Annotated in this window: 13 protein-coding genes and 1 tRNA gene; 9 read left to right on the top strand and 5 right to left on the bottom strand. The window is 35.8% G+C overall.

Annotation, left to right across the window (positions count from 1 at the left end):
- Positions 1 to 147: 147 nt before the first annotated feature.
- The 4 genes from dnaE (at position 148) to DVK85_RS03965 (ending at position 6,248) form a co-directional block, all read left to right on the top strand.
- Positions 148 to 4,641, top strand: a complete 4,494-nt coding sequence (gene dnaE / locus DVK85_RS03980; RefSeq protein ID WP_114677195.1) for a DNA polymerase III subunit alpha — start codon at positions 148 to 150, stop codon at positions 4,639 to 4,641.
- A 112-nt stretch (positions 4,642 to 4,753) separates the two neighbouring features.
- The gene (gene trxA / locus DVK85_RS03975; RefSeq protein WP_114677194.1) at positions 4,754 to 5,071 is read left to right on the top strand and encodes a thioredoxin; all 318 of its coding nucleotides are present in this window, start codon (positions 4,754 to 4,756) and stop codon (positions 5,069 to 5,071) included.
- A gap of 87 nt (positions 5,072 to 5,158) precedes the next feature.
- Positions 5,159 to 6,085 carry a DUF58 domain-containing protein gene (locus DVK85_RS03970; protein ID WP_114677193.1) on the top strand — a complete coding sequence of 309 codons (927 nt, stop codon included), beginning with the start codon at positions 5,159 to 5,161 and terminating at the stop codon, positions 6,083 to 6,085.
- Positions 6,086 to 6,171: 86 nt separating this feature from the next.
- Positions 6,172 to 6,248, top strand: a tRNA-Asp gene (locus tag DVK85_RS03965).
- A 701-nt stretch (positions 6,249 to 6,949) separates the two neighbouring features.
- Here the strand turns inward: DVK85_RS03965 and DVK85_RS03960 are convergent.
- Positions 6,950 to 10,219: a collagen-binding domain-containing protein gene (locus DVK85_RS03960; protein WP_114677192.1), complete on the bottom strand. Its 3,270-nt coding sequence runs from the start codon at positions 10,217 to 10,219 to the stop codon at positions 6,950 to 6,952.
- Between the two features lie 337 nt (positions 10,220 to 10,556).
- On the opposite strand from DVK85_RS03960, the gene DVK85_RS03955 reads away from it, so the two are divergent.
- Positions 10,557 to 11,033, top strand: coding sequence for a hypothetical protein (locus DVK85_RS03955; protein ID WP_114677191.1), 477 nt, complete (start codon positions 10,557 to 10,559; stop codon positions 11,031 to 11,033).
- Here the strand turns inward: DVK85_RS03955 and DVK85_RS03950 are convergent.
- The gene (locus DVK85_RS03950; RefSeq protein WP_114677190.1) at positions 11,020 to 11,967 is read right to left on the bottom strand and encodes a lysylphosphatidylglycerol synthase domain-containing protein; all 948 of its coding nucleotides are present in this window, start codon (positions 11,965 to 11,967) and stop codon (positions 11,020 to 11,022) included. The two genes, DVK85_RS03955 and DVK85_RS03950, sit on opposite strands and share 14 nt — an antisense overlap.
- A 23-nt stretch (positions 11,968 to 11,990) precedes the next feature.
- On the opposite strand from DVK85_RS03950, the gene ruvC reads away from it, so the two are divergent.
- The 4 genes from ruvC to DVK85_RS03930 are packed head-to-tail and all read left to right on the top strand — an operon-like array spanning position 11,991 to position 14,906.
- Positions 11,991 to 12,548 (top strand): crossover junction endodeoxyribonuclease RuvC, encoded by a 558-nt coding sequence (ruvC, locus tag DVK85_RS03945; protein ID WP_114677189.1) that lies wholly within the window; start codon positions 11,991 to 11,993, stop codon positions 12,546 to 12,548.
- Entirely contained in the window at positions 12,545 to 13,738 is a 1,194-nt protein-coding gene (gene hemW, locus DVK85_RS03940; protein WP_114677188.1) for a radical SAM family heme chaperone HemW, read from the top strand. The genes ruvC and hemW overlap by 4 nt, the downstream gene beginning before the upstream one ends.
- A gap of 36 nt (positions 13,739 to 13,774) precedes the next feature.
- Positions 13,775 to 14,542 (top strand): cyclase family protein, encoded by a 768-nt coding sequence (locus tag DVK85_RS03935; protein WP_114677187.1) that lies wholly within the window; start codon positions 13,775 to 13,777, stop codon positions 14,540 to 14,542.
- Positions 14,543 to 14,546: 4 nt separating this feature from the next.
- Positions 14,547 to 14,906 (top strand): MmcQ/YjbR family DNA-binding protein, encoded by a 360-nt coding sequence (locus DVK85_RS03930; protein ID WP_114677186.1) that lies wholly within the window; start codon positions 14,547 to 14,549, stop codon positions 14,904 to 14,906.
- Here DVK85_RS03930 and DVK85_RS03925 read toward each other — a convergent pair.
- The 3 genes from DVK85_RS03925 to DVK85_RS03915 form a co-directional block, all read right to left on the bottom strand.
- On the bottom strand, positions 14,899 to 15,999 hold the full coding sequence (locus DVK85_RS03925) for a DUF4407 domain-containing protein (RefSeq protein ID WP_114677185.1): 1,101 nt from the start codon (positions 15,997 to 15,999) through the stop codon (positions 14,899 to 14,901). The genes DVK85_RS03930 and DVK85_RS03925 overlap by 8 nt on opposite strands.
- Positions 16,000 to 16,134: 135 nt before the next feature.
- Entirely contained in the window at positions 16,135 to 16,569 is a 435-nt protein-coding gene (locus tag DVK85_RS03920; RefSeq protein ID WP_114677184.1) for an energy transducer TonB, read from the bottom strand.
- 14 nt (positions 16,570 to 16,583) lie between these two features.
- Positions 16,584 to 17,972 carry a dipeptidase gene (locus tag DVK85_RS03915; protein WP_114677183.1) on the bottom strand — a complete coding sequence of 463 codons (1,389 nt, stop codon included), beginning with the start codon at positions 17,970 to 17,972 and terminating at the stop codon, positions 16,584 to 16,586.
- Positions 17,973 to 18,067 lie beyond the last annotated feature (95 nt).

Raw genomic sequence — 18,067 nt, 5'->3', positions numbered from 1 at the left:
TATATCGGCAAAAAATTATAAAAACCACCTTCGGGTGGTTTTTTTTGTTAATAAAAGGTTGCTGAAAAAACGTAAAAAATATTGTATTTTTGAAATATGCATCTCTCCGATGCATTTCTTTTTTAATCTCCAAATCCTAAGTTTGTTATGTACCTGATATTTGACACCGAAACAACTGGGTTGCCCAAACGATGGGATGCTCCTATTACTGATACTGATAACTGGCCGCGTTGTATACAAATAGCTTGGCAGCTTCATGATGAGATGGGCAGACTTATAGAGCATCAAGATTATATTATAAGCCCTGACGGTTTTAATATACCATATGATGCTGAGCGTATACACGGCATCTCTACAGAGCTAGCTGTTCAGGAGGGGATACCTATTCAAGAAGCCCTTAAAAAGTTTAATGAAGCCCTTTCTAAATCTAAATTTATAGTAGGGCAAAATGTAGGCTTTGATGTAAATATTATGGGCTCTGAGTTTCATCGTTATAGTACTCAAAGTCCACTCGCTACAATGAAAGTTCTTGATACCTGTACCGAAACCACAGCCGAGATGTTACGGCTGCCAGGAGGACGTGGCGGTAGGTTTAAGCTACCTACACTTACAGAGTTACACCAATATCTTTTTGGCGAGCCTTTTGCCGAGGCTCATAATGCTACTGCCGATGTAGAGGCTACCACACGTTGTTTTCTAGAACTTGTAAAGCGAGAGGTGTATACTCATGAACAGCTCGATGTACCACCTACTTATTTTCATGATTTTAAAGAAAGTAATCCGCAGACTATTCAGTTAATAGGGTTAAAACATATTAACCTTAAAGCCGCTTCAGATGCAATACGTAAGCGTCTCGAAAAGCTAAAATCAGTAGATGCTCCAGAGGCGCCTTCGGAGGAGGCAAAAGAAGAACTTAAAGAAGTAGATTTTGTTCACTTGCATAACCATACTCAATTTTCAGTATTACAATCTACTATATCAGTACCAGCTTTAGTTAATGCAGCAGCTAAGTATAAAATGCCTGCTGTTGCTATGACAGATCATGCCAATATGATGGGGGCTTTTCATTTTGTAAGTGGAGTACTTAATCATAACAAAGAAGCAGAAGCCAAAAATAAAGAAGCACTAGAAAACGGAGAAGAGCCGCAAGAGGTTATTATTAAACCAATTGTTGGTTGTGAGTTTTTTGTATGTGAGAACCATAAAGACAAAACGCGAAAAGATAATGGCTATCAAATTGTGCTTTTAGCTAAGAATAAAAAAGGGTACCATAACCTAGCAAAAATGTCTTCTATAGCCTATACAGATGGTTTTTATTATGTGCCAAGAATAGATAAAAAAGTAATAGAGCAATATAAAGAAGATATTATAGTGCTTTCGGGTAACTTGTATGGAGAGATACCTAACAAGGTACTTAATATTGGAGAAAACCAAGCAGAGGAAGCATTGCTATGGTGGAAGAAAACCTTTGGCGAAGATTTCTATATCGAGTTAATGCGTCATGGGCAAGAAGACGAAAACAGAGTAAACCAATCGCTTATTACTCTTGCGAGAAAACATGATGTAAAGCTTATAGCGACTAATAATACCTATTATATAGATAAAGAAAATGCTCATGCACATGATATTTTGCTTTGTGTAAAAGATGGCGAAAAACTCTCTACACCAAAAGGTAGAGGACGTGGTTTTCGTTATGGATTGCCTAACGAGGAGTATTATTTTAAGTCGGGTGAGGAAATGAAGAGCCTTTTCGAAGATGTGCCTGATGCGATTGTAAATACACAAGAAATAGTAGATAAGATAGAAATTTACTCGTTATACCGCGATGTTTTACTACCTAAGTTTGATATACCCGAAGAGTTTTTAGTCGCAGAAGATAATGAAGATGAAGGTAAGCGAGGAGAAAATAAATTTTTAAATCATCTTACTTACCAAGGGGCTAAAAAACGTTATGGTGAAATAACCGATGAAATAAGAGAACGACTCGATTTTGAGTTAAAAACGATAGAAAATACAGGTTATCCGGGGTACTTTCTTATTGTGCAAGACTTCATTGCAAAAGCTAGAGAGCTCGATGTGTCTGTAGGGCCAGGTAGAGGGTCGGCAGCAGGATCTGTGGTTGCTTACTGTTTATGGATTACCAATATAGACCCTATTAAGTACGATTTGCTTTTTGAGCGTTTCCTTAATCCAGATCGTGTGTCGATGCCCGATATTGATATTGATTTTGATGACGAAGGACGTGGACGTGTTATGGACTATGTTATCAATAAGTATGGAGCTAATCAAGTAGCCCAAATTATTACTTATGGTACTATGGCGGCAAAGTCATCTATAAGAGATACTGCTAGGGTGCTTGATTTACCATTGTTTGAAGCCGATAAAATAGCCAAGTTAATACCAAACATGAAACTGGCTAAGATGTTTAAGCTAGATGATGCAGCTTTGCGAGGTGCACTTCGGTCTGAAGAGTTCGAAAAAGTACAAGAACTATTCGCAATGGCTAAAGCAGATGATTTAGGGGGCGAAACAATACAGCAAGCAAAGGTGTTAGAAGGGTCGTTAAGAAATACTGGAATACATGCTTGTGGTGTAATTATTACACCCGATGATATTACCAATTTTGTACCCGTAGCTTTGGCTAAAGATTCTGATTTATATGTTACCCAGTTTGATAACTCGGTAGTAGAGAGTGCGGGATTATTAAAAATGGACTTTTTAGGGTTGAAAACATTAACTCTTATAAAAGACACTGTAAAACTGGTAAAATATAAGAGGAATATAGATCTTAATCCAGATGAGTTTCCTATAGATGACGTGAAAACGTATGAGCTTTTCCAGCGAGGAGAAACAGTAGGGATATTTCAGTATGAGTCGCCAGGTATGCAAAAATACATGAAAGACTTGAAGCCTACTGTATTTGGTGACCTTATTGCCATGAATGCATTATATAGACCAGGGCCTCTAGAGTATATACCGAGCTTTGTAAGAAGAAAAAATGGAGAAGAAGAAATAAAGTATGACCTAGATGCCTGCGAAGAATATTTAAAAGAGACCTATGGTATTACAGTATACCAAGAGCAGGTGATGCTATTATCGCAAAAACTTGCAGACTTTACTAAAGGTGAAGCCGATGTTTTGCGAAAAGCAATGGGTAAAAAACAAAAGGCGGTACTAGATAAAATGAAGCCTCAGTTTATAGCGCAGGCAGAAGCAAAAGGTCATGATGCTACCGTTCTTGAAAAAATTTGGAAAGACTGGGAAGCCTTTGCGAGTTATGCCTTTAATAAATCGCACTCTACATGTTATGCTTGGATAGCATACCAAACAGCTTACTTAAAAGCACATTATCCTGCTGAGTATATGGCTGCGGTACTGTCTAATAATATGAACGATATTAAGCAGGTAACCTTCTTTATGGAAGAATGTAAACGTATGGGGCTAGAAGTGCTAGGTCCTGATGTAAATGAGTCGTTCTATAAATTCACCGTTAACGATCAAAATGCAGTTCGTTTTGGTATGGGGGCTATTAAAGGTGTAGGTTCTGGAGCCGTAAACACCATTGTGGAAGGGAGAAAAACAGGGAAATATAAATCGATATTTGACCTTGCTACTCGAATAGATCTTAGAGCGGCCAATAAAAAAGCATTTGAAAACCTTGCGTTAGCAGGTGGTTTTGACTGTTTTAACGATACTCATAGAGCACAGTATTTTTATGATGATGGTGAGAATAGTACTTTTCTAGAAAAAGCAATTCGTTATGGTGCTAAGTTTCAGGAGAATGAAAACTCATCGCAAGTTAGCCTTTTTGGAGAGGCTAGCGAAGTACAAATACCCGAGCCAGTAGTACCGCCATGTGAAGAGTGGAATACTATGGAGAAGTTAGCTAAAGAAAAAGAGGTAGTAGGTATATATATATCAGGGCATCCTCTTGATGATTATAAGTTTGAGATGAAATATTTTTGTAATTCTAGGCTAGATGCTCTTAAAAACTTAGAACAACACGTAAGTAAAAATTTAACCTTCGGAGGTATTATATCAGATGTACAACACCGGGTTGCCAAAAACGGTAAAGGCTGGGCATCTTTTACGCTAGAAGGGTATGATGAAAGCCATGAGTTTAGAATATATGGAGAAGAGTATTTAAAGTTCAGGCATTTTTTAATAGCCAATAACTTTACTTATATGAAGGTAATGGTGCGCGAAGGTTGGGTAAATCAAGAAGGTAAGCGCGGTGAACCAAGACTACAGTTTATAGCAATACAATACTTGCAAGACGTGCTTACTACATTTGCTAAAAAATTAATTATTCAGTTTAGGGTAAATGATTTGAAAGATAATGTTATTGATGGGTTGCAGCAGCTGTTTAATATAAACAGAGGAGATCATACAGTAATGTTTGAGGTAATGGAGTTAGAGAAGATAACTAAACAGGTAGAAATAACTAATACAGTAAATGAGCCTACTCCTGAATATGGAGAACTAGATACTATTGAGGTTACAGATACTGTACTGACTAGTGTAGAAGATGTGCAGGTAGTAACTAAGTTAAGTATGCCAAGCCGTAAGCTTAAAATAAAAATATCTAATGAATTATTGCAAGAATTAGAACGATTACAGCTCAATTTTAAACTAAATTAGGCTTGTAATAGGTTTAGTTTATTAATGTATAGTTAAATCTAATATACCATTTGGGGTGCAATTAAAATTTAATACTTAAATTTGTTTTTATAAAATTAAACGAACATATACTATGGCACAAGAAATAACAGATGCTACTTTTGATGAAGTAGTATTGAAATCAGATAAACCAGTATTAGTAGACTTTTGGGCAGCATGGTGTGGTCCTTGTCGTATGGTAGGTCCAATAGTGGATCAAATTAGCGAAGAGTACGAAGGTAAAGCTGTTGTAGGTAAAGTTGATGTAGATGCTAATCAGGAATTTGCAGCAAAATATGGTGTAAGAAACATACCTACAGTATTAGTTTTTCAAAATGGTGAAGTTGTGGGCAGACAAGTAGGTGTTGCTCAAAAACAAACCTATACTGATGCTATTGATGCATTACTATAATTTTAAAGTAATACTCGCATATAAAAAGCCCTAACAATTATTGTTAGGGCTTTTTATTTATAGTTACATTTCCCTACATTTGAAAGTATGAAGATAGAGAATCAGTTAGAAAAAATATCAGCATTTTCCCATTTAGAACTATTGGCTAACCAAATTGTTGAAGGTTTTGTATCGGGTATGCATAAAAGCCCGTTTCATGGGTTCTCGGCAGAGTTTGCAGAGCATAGGCTATATAATCAAGGCGAGAGCACACGGCACATAGACTGGAAACTGTACGCAAAGACCGATAGGCTGTATACAAAGCGTTTTGAAGAAGAAACAAATATGCGTTGTCATATTATATTAGACAACTCTTCATCGATGCATTACCCGAAGCTAAAAGAGGGGCAGCAGTTTTATGAAAATAAAATAGGTTTTTCTGTATTGGCATCAGCGGTTTTAATGGAGCTGTTAAAGAAACAACGCGATGCTGTAGGATTAAGTATATATTCGGACAGTTATGAGTTTTATGCACCAGAAAAAGGCAGCGGAAGGCATCACAGGATGCTTCTGGATAAGTTAGAGGGAGCGCTCACTGCGTCTAAAGCGACAAAACAAACCGATACAACTACGTTTTTGCATCAAATAGCTCAGAAAATGCATCGTCGTTCTATGATTATACTTTTTACAGATATGTTTCAGTTAGGCGAGAGTAGTGAGTTGTTTAATGCATTACAGCATTTAAAGCATAATAAACATAAAGTGGTTCTTTTTCATGTAACAGATAAAAAAACAGAGTTTAACTTTGATTTTGATAATGTGCCAAGAAAATTTATTGATGTAGAAACTGGAGAGGAAGTGAATCTTTTTGCTGAAAATGTAAAAGAAGCATATGAAAAGCAAGTAGATTTATATTTTAAAAAGGTAGCCGAAACATGTATGCAATACAGAATTAAATATGTTCCTGTTTCTGTTGATGAAAATTTTGAAAAAATTTTAACCACCTACCTTGTTGAAAAACAAAAGTTTGGATAATTTAGGTGATTTTTTTTCAATTTTTTGCATTGAAATGTTTGGAGAAGTGAAAATCTGTCGTATATTTGCAACCGCAATGAAGCACTGGTTTGGTAGTTCAGTTGGTTAGAATACATGCCTGTCACGCATGGGGTCGCGGGTTCGAGTCCCGTCCAGACCGCCAGTAAAGTTGAGGAAGCCTTTCGATTAAAAACGAAAGGCTTTTTTCGCCGAAAAATATTTAACGATAGTTGTGTTGTTTATGCCGCGAGAGCGGTAGGTTTAGTAGTTAGACCAATGAAAAGCTTTCCATTAATTTGGGGGGCTTTTTTGATTTAAAGACTCTACTATATCTATTCCCTTTATTTTTTTCGATCTTAAAAAAAGCACGTTAAACGTGTTTCTTATTTCCTTTGTATTGCATTTTGAAATAACTTGATAGAAGGATTGACTTGTATAAAAAAGATGATGATAAAAGATGTTGGGGCTAAACTCAAAAAGATTTGCAAATGGATAGGTGATAGGTAAAGAAATTAGTTTTATTGTTTATAGTGACTGCTATAGAGGTAAAAAAAATATCTTACAGATTAAAAACATCAAATTAATGATCTTAGTGCTAATCTTATTTCTAATCAATGCATGTGTTCATAAACCATAAAAAAAACGCCTTACAAGGGCTTTTTGTGTTGTTTTTTATAGGTGTGAGGGTGCAGGTGACTTTGTTTGTAATAACTATTTTGTATCCTTCTTTTCTTAAAGCTCATTATTAAGGGGAGTAGTTGATGATTGATAGATAAAATAGTTTATAGAACATTTATAACTAAAAAGAGCTACCATATGGTAGCTCTTTTTAGTTATATAAGGGGTGTCTGTTATTTTCTTTTCTTATTGGAAAATGATTTTAGAAGTCCCAAAGTCCATTGTAGGGCTTGTAATGTTAAAGAACATTAACCCAGAAGGAACATTAAAGTTAAAATCTAATTCATTTCTTCCTTCTTCTAGATTAACAGGAGCAGAGTAAATCACTTTTCCTGTAATGTCATGAAGTGTTACAGTAGCTGTGCTGGCTGCGTCACTATAAAGTAAACAGTTTACATTTCCACGAGATGGGTTAGGGTATACCATGAACTCGTTTACCATAGTGTTTAATAGCTCTTCGTATCCTTCAGGTGCCGACTTAATAAATCGTACATTTTCTATGGTTAAATCCAAGTCATTAGTGCCCGCTTCAACAGGTAAGAATGTAAAAGTAATCATTGATAAGTCGTCAGCTGTTATTTTTTGTGTTGTACCAGTTGATGTAAAGAAATCGAAAGGAACATAATACGTTTGTTCTTCTTCTCCTACATTGATAATAGCTCTGTATTGGTGTTTCCATTCTTCTACAGTTGATTTTACTAAACCAAGCTCTAGTAAACCACTTCCTTTGGCTTTAAACGATAAGAATTCATACTCTGTATAGTCGGCAGGTAAATTACCTGGTAAAAGTGACTTGTAAAGCGTTAAATAGTCATACTCACTATGTGCCTTTAGTTGTACGTTTCTATGAACTGGCATTTCGTCATTTTCATAAACTCTTTCAAAATCGTTATATACAAAGTAGTTGTTTATAGTAGTATAAGTAGCGTCATAGTCTAAGCCCCAGTTACCATCTGCATGATAAAAAACATCTTGGATTTCTCCATCTACTTTAATCATTCCGTCATACTCATAACCGTCTTTTATTTCTAGTCTAACAGTTTGCTCTTTTTCAGAGATGAATGGGTTGTATCTTAATGCAAAACCATTAGTTTCGCTATAAACCTCGTCCATAGATATTTCTATGTTCTGTGCTTGCTTAGTACTTTTCAGTTTCAATACCATATCTAAACCTTCTCTCGATACTTTTGCAGCGTAGGTTTTAGGTAGTTTTTGTATTTCTGTTTGTTGAACAGGAAGGTAAGATCTTAAGTTATTTAGAATATCGGTTACTAATTTCTCTGTAGCTTCAGGAGTAGTAGCCCAAACTTGGAAGTTGTAAACGTCATTTAATGCAGTATATTCTTTTACAAACCAATTGGTTTGAAGTAAGTAGTTGCTGTCGTTATTGTTTTTACCAATAGCAAATGAAATAGCATACTCTGTAACTCCGCTTCTTTGTTTTATAGCTTGCATTAAAAAGTTGTAACCTTCAACTTGAATGGTTTTTACATTCAATATCTCTGCACCACGAAGCCTGTCGCAAGATGCTTTAGTGTGGTTGTATACTTTGTCTTCTGTTTTAACGCCAAGTACAACTGCTTTTGTTTCTTCGGCTAAAGAGAAGTCAACACTCAATACCTCTTGAGCAATAGTGTAATCTAGAATATCTGTAGGAGAGGTAATATGAGCAACATCGCCAGTTGTTAGTTGTTCTGGGAACATATCTAAAAGCGTTTGTCCTTCTCCAGAGCGAGCAGCAAAACTACTGATTAGTGTGTTTTTCTTGTATAGTGTTGCGTTAGTTTTCTTTAAAACCACTGGAACACTTTTCATTTTTCTATGTACATACCTCTTAGAAACTACATCTCCTAGGCTTTCGCTTTCTAAACCTCCGTTATTTCCAGTACTTACATCTTCTGATGCTATAACAACAGGAACAATAGTAGTGTTTTCACATCCGTTATTGTCAATTGTGGTTACTGTAATTTCATAGTAACCAGCCTGCGTAAATTCGAAGTTTACAATGTTTTGGTTCGTAAATAAACCTGTACCCTCTCCTGATAATGCCCAAGAGAAGTCAGTAAAGTCAGTGCTATTCGTTAATGTGAATTGCTTAGTGATTGATCCTGAACCTGATGTAAGAGTGGATTGAGTAACTACTGCATTAGTAGTAGCGTTAACTACAACTTGAATGGTTTCGTTATCCGACCCGTATGTGTTTGTAGTAGTAAGTGTTACATCATATGTTCCTGCTGTAGTGTAAACTTTTACAGGGTTCATATCTGTACTAGTTGTACCATCACCAAAATCCCATGAGTAGCTTAATGGTGCTCCAGGTTGTACCGCAGTGCCTGTATTTGATGTGTTGTTAAAAGTGAACTCGTTATTATTTAAGCATTGAGTAGTGTTATTCACACCAAATTCAGCTGTAGGAGCTACACCTGCTACAGGGGCGCAACCTGTTATAGAAGGTGCAAACTTAGCATAATGCATTTCGCCACCTCCATGAACTAACGATTTACCGATAACTTGTCCTTCAATATTTGACTGGTTAACGGTTTTAGTAATATCTGCAAAAGGAGCAAAAACAGTTCCTTCAATAGTTGAGTTTCCTACAATGTTTAATGTTGTAGTGTTATAAAAGTTGTATAGTATATACGGGCACTGGTTAAAACCAATACCTGCTTGGTTCCAAACACTCCAGTTAAAATTTCCTGGCGCATCAACGTTTATAATTAAAATTTTTGAAGCACTAGGTTGTTGGTTGTAAGTAAAGACCTGAACGTTGTTCATGTCTGCTCCTGTTACATTTAGGTAGTTAACACCGTTTTGTAAGTTTATTTTAACCTGATTAGGAAGGCTAGTGTTTGGTATCGATTGTCCGTTAGGGTTCGTCAACTGCGCATTCCCTGAGCATTGTGAAATGCTTAGAGAAGTAGTTTCCATGGTTTGGAAAGCACTAGAAAAATCAATCAAATTATCTTCAAAAACAGGGTTATTGCTTACGCCTACATTCAACTGGTTTGAATTAGCTTGAAGCATAATTTTTGGAGATGAATTGTAATTTGAGCTTGGTGTAATCCTTATTGGTGAAGCCGCATTATTTTGGTCATAATACCACACATAAGATCCGTTACCGTTTCCTATTTTAATATAACCGTTTGAATTTACTTGTAAAGCGTTACCTGATTGGTAATTTACTTTTCCGCCTATCAAGACACCAATTTTAACACCATTTACAGTAAAGTCACCTGCATCATGTACAGCAGCTTGGTAGTTTCCTTGAACCGTTAGGTCGCCACCACAAGCAACTGGGCCTTCAGATTCGTTAGTTATTAATGTCATGTTGTTCTCAGCGAAAACATTAAATCCTTGTGCGGGAGCTGTTGGGCTCTGGCTGTAAGACTTATTACTGTACAGCAGTGAAATAGCCGCGAAAGCAGCTAGCATAATTTTGGGTATTTTTTGAAACATTTTTAAGGGGATTAAAGGGGGGGGTTAATGTGAAAAAAATGTGCGCAAAGGTAAGGAAAAAAATCTGTTTATTTATCTTGTTAATTTTTTAAAAAATTCAAAACCAGTGAATCACAAAAAAAATGATGATGCAAATGTATAAAATAAATAAAATTACTACTGTACAATAAGACTTCATTCTGTGTAGAAATAATACTACACAATACTGATAATTTTAAATTTAAAATGAACAATACAGCCAAGATAGCTTTATTGTGAAATAACTATTACACATAGAGGGAGCAGATAATTATTTTTACCTATTTTTGGCATAATATCAAACTCATTATTTCTTGTAATGAAAAAAACAGCCACTTTATTTACACTTATTTTGTTTAATTCCTGTCAATGGTTTGGCGGAGAAGTACCCGATAAACAAGAATTAGTAGATAAACGCCTAGAAGAAATTAACTGGGCAGAAGTGACGAGTTATCCATCTATAGTAGAATGTGATATTATGACAGACAAGCAACAGCGTAAAGATTGCTTTTTTGAAACAATGGCTAGATTGGTACAAGAAAAACTAGATGCGGATACTATAGCGGTACTTTATCCGCAGTTAGATACTATAAATGTTGAGGTTACAATATTTGCAGACTCTCACTTAGAGTTCAAGCCACAATTTGAAAACGACAGTCTTAGTACTACAAGTGTTGCAATAGATAGTATTCTTAAAAATCGATTAGTCGATTTTCCTTCAATTGAGCCTGCCCAAAAAGAAGGTATACCTGTTACTACACAATTTATACTCCCCGTAATTCTTAATGTAGAGTAGTTTCTCTACGGAATCTAAATACGTAATAACTTCCTATAGTTACAGGTATTACTACATTTAGCAGCCATATTAGTGTTGCTACAAATACCACAATCCATTCGTTTACATCTAGTAATCCAAAGAAAAATACCGCTACACTGCCTTTTACTGCAAAGTCTAAAAACTGAAAGGTAGGTAATGAAGATCCTAAAAAATAAGTTCCTTCAATGGTAGCGAGTAAAACGGGGTAGGAGAGTGTGACGTCAAAGGCTAAAAATAAAAAGTAGTATTGGTGTATCAGTACAATATAGCGTAATGTAGCGAGGATTATATTTTTACGATGTACAGCTTTTGGTAATGCATTAATTTTTTGTCCTAATTTTTGTATCGAGTAACCCCTTATAGTAAAATTACGTCCGCTAAACAGTAAAAAGATAATTATAACTATAATAGCTACTACAATTAAAACTGCTTTTGCAGATAAGACAGGGTGCGCTATATTAAAAATAACTAGCCCTAATATTCCAAATGCTACAGCCAGTATAAGCTGAATACCATTGCATATAAGGTTAAGAAATAGAACTGTTTTTGCTTCTTCTTTAGAATAGTACATCGCTTTGGCAGCATATTCGCCAATGCCATTAGGTGTAAATAAAGCTGCGGTTACAGCAGCTAAAACTTCTTTGGTTGCTTTAGCTAAAGGTGTAGGGGTAATTGTGTTTGCTAGGTTTTGCCATTTTAGTATTTCTATAAAACGATTCAAGAATGTAAGCACTATAATAATAGCTATAATCCAAAATGATTGTTGTTGGTCAAGCATGGTTGTAAACCTTTGCCAGTCCAGCTGTTCGTTGTTGGTAAGCCTATCATGAATAAAATAAAAAGCGCCGCCAACAATTAAAAGTTTAGTAAGAACCGTAAGGAATTGTTTAGCTTTGCGAGATAGAGTAGGCATAGCTGCAAAATAAAGAAATTAAATTGGCAAACGAACGTATTATATTAGGTATTGACCCTGGTACAACCATTATGGGTTTCGGACTCATAAAAGTGGTTAACAAAAAGATGGAGTTTTTGCAACTTAATGAGCTAGATCTTAAAAAGTATGATGATCATTATGTAAAGCTCAGAATTATTTTTGAGCGTACTATAGAGCTTATAGAAACCCATCATCCTGATGAGATTGCCATAGAAGCTCCATTTTTTGGTAAAAATGTGCAGTCGATGTTAAAGTTAGGTAGAGCACAAGGTGTGGCTATGGCAGCAGGACTGTCGCGCCAAATACCTATTACGGAGTATGAACCTAAGAAAATAAAAATGGCAATTACAGGTAGTGGTAATGCCAGTAAAGAGCAGGTAGCAAAAATGCTACAACAATTACTAAATATAGGCGAACTACCCAAAAACCTAGATAGTACCGATGGGCTTGCAGCAGCAGTATGCCATTTTTTTAATTCGGGTAAAATCGTTGGAGGTAAAAGCTATACGGGTTGGGATGCTTTTGTAAAACAGAACGAAAGTAGAGTTTCGAAAAAATGACAGCAAAAACAATAGATACAGATAATAAAGAGCCTTCTTTTTTACTAAATAAAAAAGGAGCAGGTATTTATATACACATACCATTTTGCAAGCAGGCATGTCACTATTGCGATTTTCATTTTTCGACTTCATTAAAAAAGAAGGAAGAAATGATTGTGGCTATTATTTCTGAAATAAGCGCTCGTAAAGATGAGCTTAAAGATGGACTAATACAAACCATTTATTTTGGAGGTGGTACACCGTCAGTTTTATCGAATGAAGAGATACAGCTTATTATAGATGCTGTTTATAATAATTTTATTGTTGTTGATAATCCCGAAATCACACTAGAGGCTAACCCTGATGATTTATCGGGTAGTCGAATAATTGAATTGTCTAAAACTCCAATTAACAGGCTAAGCATAGGTGTACAGTCGTTTTTTGAAGAAGATCTAAAAATGATGAATCGTGCCCACAATGCCCAAGAAGCGACCGAGTGTATTGCCGAAGCCGTAGCATATTTTGATAATATTTCTATCGATTTGATATATGGTATTCCTAATATGAGTAATGAGCGTTGGCTACAAAATGTACAAAGGGCATTATCATTTGGGGTGCCCCATATTTCCAGTTATGCCCTTACAGTAGAACCTAAAACGGCATTACACACTTTTGTAAAAAAAGGAATCATCGCACCGCCTAGCGATGAAGCAGCACAGGAACAATTTTTACTGCTAGTAGATACGCTCGAAGCAAATGGCTTTATACATTATGAATTATCTAATTTTGGTAAAGAGAGCTATTTTTCGCAAAATAATACTGCCTATTGGTTAGGTAAAAGATATTTAGGTATTGGTCCTTCAGCACATAGCTATAATGGTATTAGCCGAAGTTGGAATGTTGCTAATAATGCACTTTATCTAAAAGCTATCCAGAATAATGAATTACCCTCAGAAGAAGAAAACCTTACCATAACAGATAGGTATAATGAGTATATTATGACGGGACTGCGCACTATTTGGGGTGTTTCTACAGAGCGAGTAAACAGCGAATTTGGTTCAGAGTATTATGATTATCTCATTAAAGAAAGCAGTCACTTTATTAATAATGGATTACTGGCTTTTGAAAACGGTATTTTAAAAACAACCCGAAAGGGTAAATTTTTAGCTGATGGCATTGCCAGCGATTTGTTTTTCATAAATTTGGAATAACAACAAATTCCGCTTTGGCGGTATAATGTACAGCACATGAAAACTACCATAGAACACAAAAGTGTTACTTATACAGTCAATCTTTCTAACCCTTTAGATATTTCAATTCCGCTTTCAGGTGATGAGAATAATCCTATCGCATGGTATATTGATAAGCCCACTATCGAGCCTGTAACAATGGGCGATTGGGTAGGTAAGGTAGGCAAGGGGTCTTCTACCAATTTTAACAACATCTTTTTTAACCCACATGGTCACGGTACACATACCGAGTGCTTAGGGCATATCACTAAAGATTTTTACAGCATTAACGAGGCTATAAAAAAGTTCTTTTTTATAGCTGAGTTGATTTCTATTCAACCTGAAATGCAAGGCGATGATTTGGTTATAACCAGAGCGCAGATTGAAAAAGCTTTAAACGGTAAAACTCCCGAAGCGATAGTAATTCGCACATTACCTAATGATACAGCAAAGCAATCGAAAAAATACAGCAACAGTAATCCGCCTTATCTTGAAGAGGCAGCAGCAACCTATATCTGCGAATGGGGTATAAAACATTTACTAATAGATTTACCGAGTGTGGATAAAGAAAAGGATGAAGGCAAGCTGTTAGCGCATAAAGCTTTTTGGAATGTAAAGGATGTGAATAATCTGAACGCAGATGCGCGACATGATGCGACTATAACCGAGATGATTTATGTACTGGATTCAGTTAATGATGGTGCTTACTTGCTTAATTTGCAAATAGCATCGTTTGTAAATGATGCTTCGCCGAGTAAACCTGTATTATATAAGTTAGAACGTTAGTATTATGAATGTCCAACAATTTTATGAATATTGTTTAGCTAAAAGAGGAGTTACCGAACATTTTCCTTTTGATGAAAATACATTAGTGTTTAAAGTAGGGGGCAAGATGTTTGCGCTTTCGTCACTCGTAAAATGGGAACAAGGCGAAGCGGCTATAAATCTAAAATGTGACCCAGAAAGAGCTTTGGAACTGCGTGCAGCATATGAGGGTATAAACCCTGGATATCACATGAGTAAAGTGCATTGGAATACAGTAACCGTAAATAGTGATGTACCGCTATCGCTTTTAAAAGAGCTTATAGATCACTCTTATGAACTTATTTTTAAAAGCCTGACCAAAAAAGTGCAGGCAGAGATTACATAACTCCTTTTTGCTTGTTAGAGAAACTATCGGCTTGCATTTCCAGTAGTTCAATAGCTTTTTTCTTCTTGTAGTTGTACAGTTCTTTATCCTGTCTTATCTCGCCATATATATCATCATAAATACCTGCATCGGTAGTACGCATTAGTTCGCGTTGGTAGTTATTCTGCGCCAAGCTAGTTTTTAAAGCCATTTCATTCTCTTCTAGCTTAAAGTCGTATTCACCTTTAGGCGAAAGTAATTTCGCAATAATAGGAGATGTTTCTATAGCTAAGAACAAGAGCATAATAAACAAAGAGGGTAGCAAAGGCAATTTATCTAATGCTTTGATGCGTGCCATTAATCCGTCAAAATTATCAATTACAGGCTGACTGTCGGCAATTTTTTTATGGAGGTCTATTTGTAGATTTGCAGCTACTGCCTCTTTTGCTTCAATTTTTGCAGTATTCTTTTCTCTTAAAGAGTTTAACTGTGCCAATGCAGTATCGTGCTTTTCTCGTTTTTCATTATATACAGGACCTTTTCCTAGTTTGAATGTGCCGCTTGTACCTTCAGCTTCGGCAATATAGGTAGCATACAGTTCGTTTACTTCTTTCTCTTTTTTTAAAATTTCTGACTTTAAACTATCTATAGAGGTTTTATTTTTGCTGATGTCACTCGTAAAATAATCAGCAACCTGATTTTTATTGGCAAGTGCCATATCATTCTTCTCTTTAAGCAGTACGGTATCAATTTCCTTTTCAAAAATTTTAATTTCTAAAGGTTTAGATATTACGATGGCTATAATAATGGCAAGTATAATACGCGGAGTTGCCTGTAATAACTCTTGACTAAAATGATCGCGTTTGCGAATAGTAGAAACTATAAAACGATCGAGGTTAAAAATAAGCAAACCCCATATCAGACCAAAAAAGGAGGCGATATAAATGTTATCGAATACTGTAAATAAAGCGTAAGAAGAAGCAATCCATGCGAGTAAGGCGGTAAAAAACACGGTAGCACCTATACCTGCATATTTATTTTGTTCGCCGTTGGAGCAACTATAGATAATAGCCCTGTCTGCACCAGAACAGGTGATGAAAAAACGTTTTAACATGATGATTGATTTGATTGATGATGATTACAAATATAACGTGTTTTCTGTTAAAATGTTTTAAATGGTTGGTATGTTTGGTTTTAAACAAAAAAATCCGCCACAATGGGCGGATTTTTAATTGAAATAGAATTCTGTTTACTTTGTAATATTTATTGTTAGAGGGAGTGTAAAAGCAACTCGAAGCAGTTTGCCACTACGATTCTCTCCTGGAGCCCATTTTTTATCTATACTTTTAAGTGCTCTTATAGCTTCTTCACCCATACCATATCCAGGATCTTTTATCGTTTTTATATTTGACATCGAACCGTCTTTTTCAACACTAAACGATATATAAATTTTATAAGTTCCATCAGGTGCTTTAGGTGTTTTAAAACTTTGTAATAAATCATTATAAAGTTCTTTTTGTCCCCCTGGATACTGTGGTTGCTTATGTACGATATCTGTTGAATCGAGAACTTTTCGGGAACTTTCTTTTTCGCTAATTTCTTGTGCGCTTACCCGAAAGCATAACAGCACCATAAGTGAAGTTATAGCTATTGTAAAAAAGTTTTTTGAAGCTGTATTTTTCATTGTTGACTTATTACTTACTTACTCATTTCAGTAAAATATTTATAAAATAACGGAATTGTCTCGATACCTTTCAGGTAATTGAATACCCCGAAGTGTTCGTTAGGCGAGTGGATGGCATCACTATCTAAACCAAAGCCCATCATTACAGTTTTGCTCTTTAATTCTTTTTCAAATAAAGCTACAATAGGAATACTACCTCCAGATCGCACAGGTATTGGCTTAATACCAAAACTTTCGTTATAAGCACTTGCAGCAGCTCTATACCCAATACTATCTATAGGGGTAACATATGCCTGCCCGCCATGATGAGGCGTTACTTTTACTTTAACCCCTTTAGGAGCGATGCCCTCAAAATGTTTGGTAAATAAATCGGTAATTTCTTTCCAGTCTTGGTCTGGTACTAAACGCATTGATATTTTTGCATAGGCTTTACTAGCAATAACCGTTTTAGCACCTTCGCCTATATAACCGCCCCATATACCGTTTACATCTAGTGTAGGTCGTATAGAGTTACGTTCATTTGTAGTATAAGTGGCTTCGCCATGTACGTCTTCTATGTCTAATGCTTTCTTATATGCTTCAAGCGAGAAAGGTGCTTTTGCCATTTCATCACGTTCTTCGCGAGATAGCTCTTCTACCTTATCATAAAACCCAGGGATAGTTATATGATTGTTCTCATCATGAAGTTGAGCAATCATTTTTGCTAATATGTTTATTGGATTGGCAACTGCACCACCATATAAACCTGAGTGCAGGTCACGGTTAGGGCCTGTAACTTCTACTTCTACATAGCTAAGTCCTCTTAGTCCTGTAGTAATAGAAGGCTGCGTGTTAGATATCATTCCTGTATCAGAAATTAATATTACATCATTTTTAAGTTTTTCATGATTACGCTCTATAAACCATCCTAAACTTGGCGATCCTACTTCTTCTTCGCCTTCTATCATAAACTTTACGTTGCAAGGTAAAGTGTTGTTTTGCACCATGTACTCTAGTGCTTTTACGTGCATATACATTTGACCTTTGTCATCGCAAGCACCACGAGCAAAAATTGCTCCTTCGGGATGGATATCAGTAGGCTTAATAACTGGTTCAAATGGCGGTGATGTCCAAAGCTCAATTGGGTCGGCAGGTTGAACATCATAATGACCATAAACCAAAACTGTTGGTAGATTTTTATCTATTGTTTTTTCGCCATATACAATAGGGTAGCCTGGTGTTTCACAAATCTCGACAAGGTCGCAACCTGCTTTTTCAAGGCTTTCTTTTACTGCTTCGGCAGTATTCATTACATCTTGAGAAAATGCACTATCGGCACTAACCGAAGGTATTTTTAATAATTCTATAAGCTCGTTTATAAATCTTTCTTTATGCTCCGCTACGTAGCTTTTTATGTTATCCATTTTAAAATTAATGATATAGGTTGACTGTCAAAAGTACATAAAAAAATAATAATATTTTTTTCATTTATTATTTGCATTATTTCAAACTATGCGTA

Origin of the sequence: Flavobacterium arcticum (assembly GCF_003344925.1) — a bacterium.
Lineage (GTDB): Bacteria > Bacteroidota > Bacteroidia > Flavobacteriales > Flavobacteriaceae > Flavobacterium > Flavobacterium arcticum.
Note: the sequence above shows the minus strand (reverse complement) of the source record. Positions and strands in the feature narration are given on the sequence as shown.

What these genes read in the sequence shown, in the direction of transcription:
- trxA (WP_114677194.1), top strand. Translation starts at nt 4,754, where the DNA reads ATGGCACAAGAAATAACAGATGCTACTTTTGATGAAGTAGTATTGAAA.
- DVK85_RS03970 (WP_114677193.1), top strand. Translation starts at nt 5,159, where the DNA reads ATGAAGATAGAGAATCAGTTAGAAAAAATATCAGCATTTTCCCATTTA.
- DVK85_RS03935 (WP_114677187.1), top strand. Translation starts at nt 13,775, where the DNA reads ATGAAAACTACCATAGAACACAAAAGTGTTACTTATACAGTCAATCTT.
- DVK85_RS03955 (WP_114677191.1), top strand. Translation starts at nt 10,557, where the DNA reads ATGAAAAAAACAGCCACTTTATTTACACTTATTTTGTTTAATTCCTGT.
- DVK85_RS03960 (WP_114677192.1), bottom strand. Translation starts at nt 10,219, where the DNA reads ATGTTTCAAAAAATACCCAAAATTATGCTAGCTGCTTTCGCGGCTATT.
- DVK85_RS03915 (WP_114677183.1), bottom strand. Translation starts at nt 17,972, where the DNA reads ATGGATAACATAAAAAGCTACGTAGCGGAGCATAAAGAAAGATTTATA.
- dnaE (WP_114677195.1), top strand. Translation starts at nt 148, where the DNA reads ATGTACCTGATATTTGACACCGAAACAACTGGGTTGCCCAAACGATGG.
- DVK85_RS03950 (WP_114677190.1), bottom strand. Translation starts at nt 11,967, where the DNA reads ATGCCTACTCTATCTCGCAAAGCTAAACAATTCCTTACGGTTCTTACT.
- hemW (WP_114677188.1), top strand. Translation starts at nt 12,545, where the DNA reads ATGACAGCAAAAACAATAGATACAGATAATAAAGAGCCTTCTTTTTTA.
- DVK85_RS03920 (WP_114677184.1), bottom strand. Translation starts at nt 16,569, where the DNA reads ATGAAAAATACAGCTTCAAAAAACTTTTTTACAATAGCTATAACTTCA.
- DVK85_RS03925 (WP_114677185.1), bottom strand. Translation starts at nt 15,999, where the DNA reads ATGTTAAAACGTTTTTTCATCACCTGTTCTGGTGCAGACAGGGCTATT.
- DVK85_RS03930 (WP_114677186.1), top strand. Translation starts at nt 14,547, where the DNA reads ATGAATGTCCAACAATTTTATGAATATTGTTTAGCTAAAAGAGGAGTT.